Origin of the sequence: Sinomonas sp. G460-2, from assembly GCF_047759905.1 — a bacterium.
In the GTDB taxonomy this organism is placed as follows: domain Bacteria; phylum Actinomycetota; class Actinomycetes; order Actinomycetales; family Micrococcaceae; genus Sinomonas.
Genome location: NZ_JBKZWT010000451.1, coordinates 1 through 2,284, shown reverse-complemented (window position 1 = coordinate 2,284; position 2,284 = coordinate 1). Strand labels below are relative to the sequence as shown.

2 protein-coding genes are annotated in these 2,284 nt (G+C 69.7%); both read right to left on the bottom strand.

Features of this window, described 5'->3' with window-relative positions; translation table 11 throughout:
- Window positions 1-124: 124 nt before the first annotated feature.
- Entirely contained in the window at window positions 125-1,183 is a 1,059-nt protein-coding gene (locus ACLN58_RS21265; protein ID WP_415857207.1) for an LLM class flavin-dependent oxidoreductase, read from the bottom strand.
- Between the two features lie 63 nt (window positions 1,184-1,246).
- A complete protein-coding gene (gene hemB / locus ACLN58_RS21260; RefSeq protein ID WP_415857206.1) occupies window positions 1,247-2,227 on the bottom strand; it encodes a porphobilinogen synthase in 981 nt (326 codons plus the stop codon).
- Window positions 2,228-2,284: the final 57 nt, after the last annotated feature.

Here is a 2,284-nt window from a genome sequence, read left to right as displayed (position 1 = left end):
GTCCTGTCCGGTTGATCGTTGCCAACCGGTTCCGGCGGCGGCGCGTCCGGCCGGGACACCGCAAGGTGTCCACGAGAAACGGACACGAACTCGAGCTGGCCGATGGGCGGGGCCTCGGAGCGGCCTACGCGAGCATGTCCGCGACGAGCGGGGCCACCTTCGTGCCGAGGAGCTCGATGCTCTGCATCATCGCGCCGTGCGGGAGCGTCCCGCTCGAGTATTTGAGGTCGAAACGCTCCGTGCCGAGCACCTTGCTTGTGTCCGCGATCTTCCGGGCGACCGTTTCGGGCGAGCCGACGTAGAGCGCACCGGCCCTCGACGCCTGCGCGTTGAACTCGGTCCGGCTCCCTGGCCCCCATCCGCGCTCGGCGCCGATCCGGTTCCGCATCGCGAGCCAGTGCGGGAAGAGCTCCTCGCGAGCCTGCTCGTCCGTCGCGGCGACGTGCCCCGGCGAGTGGGTGGCGAGCTGCGTGTACGGCTTGCCGAACTTCTCGAGCGAGCGCTTGTAGAGGTCGATGAACGGCGCGAAGCGCGCCGGCTCGCCGCCGATGATCGCGAAGCTCACCGGATAGCCATAGTGCGCCGCGCGCACGACCGACTGCGGGGTGCCGCCCACGCCGATCCAGGTGTCGAGCAGACCGTCCTCGAGATGCGGGTACGCCGTGAGGCCCCGAATCGGCCCGCGTGTGCGGCCCTCCCAGTTCACGGGCTTCTGCGAGCGCACGCGGTCGAAGAGCTCGAGCTTCTCCTCGAACAGGATCTCGTAGTCCTCGAGGTCGAGGCCGAACAGAGGGAACGACTCGATGAACGAACCGCGCCCCAGGATGACCTCGGCGCGGCCGTTCGAGACCGCATCGAGCGTCGAGAACCGCTGGAAGACCCGCACCGGATCGTCGGACGAGAGGACGGTCACAGCTGAGGCGAGTCGGATGGCCGAGGTCTGCGCCGCGACGGCCGCGAGCAGGACCTCGGGCGTCGAGACCGCGAAGTCCTTGCGATGGTGCTCGCCGACCCCGAAGGCGTGCAGCCCGACGTCGTCCGCGAGCTTGCCCTCCTCGACGACCTCGCGGATCACCTGCGCGTGGGGCTTAGGCTCGCTGTCGGGGCCGAGGCCCACGTCGCCGAAGGTGTTGACGCCGAGAAGGACGGGAGACTCAGTTCCGCTGGTTCCATGCATATGCATTGAAACCCCCTCCCGTGCCCGATCATTCCCGCGGCCCGATCATTCCCGCGCCACGAGCGTGGCCTAACCCTCGCGCAGCCACCTTGCGATCTCGGGCGCCCAGTACGTCAGGACGACGTTCGCCCCGGCGCGCCGGATGCCGAGCACGGACTCGAGGATCGCTGCCTTGCGGTCGATCCATCCGTTCGCGGCGGCCGCCTCGATCATCGCGTATTCGCCGGAGATCTGGTAGGCCGCGACGGGCACCGTGCTCATGGCCGCGATGTCTGCGACGATATCGAGGTAGCTCATGGCCGGCTTGACCATGACCATGTCCGCGCCCTCTTCAAGGTCGAGCTGGACCTCGAGGATGGCCTCGCGCCGGTTGGCCGCATCCATCTGGTAGGTGCGGCGATCGCCCTTGAGCTGGGAATCGACGGCCTCGCGGAAAGGCCCGTAGAAAGCGGACGCGTACTTCGCCGCGTACGCGAGCACGGAGGCGTCCTGGTGCCCCGCGGCATCGAGCGCCTGCCGGATGACGGCGACCTGGCCGTCCATCATGCCGCTCGGGCCGAGCACGTGCGCGCCGGCGGCCGCCTGCGCGATCGCCATCTGCGCATAGATCTCGAGCGTCGCGTCGTTGTCCACGCGGCCCTCGGCGTCGAGCACGCCGCAATGGCCATGGTCCGTGAACTCGTCGAGGCATACGTCGCTCATGACGACGAGCGAGTCCCCCACCTCGGCGCGCACGTCGCGGATCGCGGCGTTGAGCACGCCGTCCGGGTCGAGGGAGGCCGAGCCGACGGCGTCCCGCACCGCGGGGACGCCGAACAGCATGATCCCGCCGAGGCCCAGCTCGGCGGCGTCAACCGCGGCCCGCTTGAGCGACTCGGTGCTGTGCTGGACCACACCGGGCATGGACTGGAGCGGCGCCGGCTCGCTCAGCCCCTCGCGGATGAACGCGGGGAGGATGAGCTCGGCCGGGTGCAGCCGCGTCTCGGCGACGAGGCGGCGCAGGGCCGGGGTCTGGCGGAGGCGCCGCGGGCGGTGGTTTGGGAAGCTCATGGGGTCGTGTCCTTCCAAGGTCCAGCTGAAGAAAGTGCCCGGGCCACCGCGTCGACG